The 531-nt window shown below is 42.7% G+C and carries 1 protein-coding gene; it reads left to right on the forward strand.

Features of this window, described 5'->3' with window-relative positions; genetic code table 11:
* Window positions 1–13: 13 nt before the first annotated feature.
* The coding region (locus AWW67_RS11780; protein WP_260311433.1) for an Ig-like domain-containing protein at window positions 14–531 on the forward strand (518 nt) is incomplete at its 3' end.

The raw sequence follows: 531 nt of genomic DNA on the forward strand, positions 1-531 counted from the left end.
CAATAATAATACTGTGGCAACTCAATTCAGCATAGTGAATGACCAGACCAAACCGACAGTTATTGTAAGCAGTACTTCTTCAGCACTAACAAGCGGAGCGTTTGATGTTAGTATTACTTTCAGTGAGTCAGTTACAGACTTCATTTCCACAGATGTGGTGTTGACGAATGGTGTGTTGAGTAATTTTTCAGGATCAGGCACAAGTTATACAGCCACCGTTACTCCGTCAGTCGATGGTTCAGTAACAGTAGATGTACCAAGCGATGTAGCTCAGGACGCAGCGACCAACAACAATACCGCAGCAGCTCAATTCGGCATTGAGAACGATGAAACCAAACCTACAGTCACTATAACGAGTACCTCATCAACATTAACAAGCGGAGCGTTTGATGTTACTATTACTTTCAGTGAGTATGTCACAGGTTTTGTTTCTTCAGATGTGGTGTTGACGAATGGTGTGTTGAGTAATTTTTCAGGATCAGGTACAAGCTATACTGGCACCGTTACGCCTTCAGTCGATGGTTCAGTAAC

Origin of the sequence: Roseivirga seohaensis (assembly GCF_001592945.1) — a bacterium.
GTDB lineage: Bacteria > Bacteroidota > Bacteroidia > Cytophagales > Cyclobacteriaceae > Roseivirga > Roseivirga seohaensis.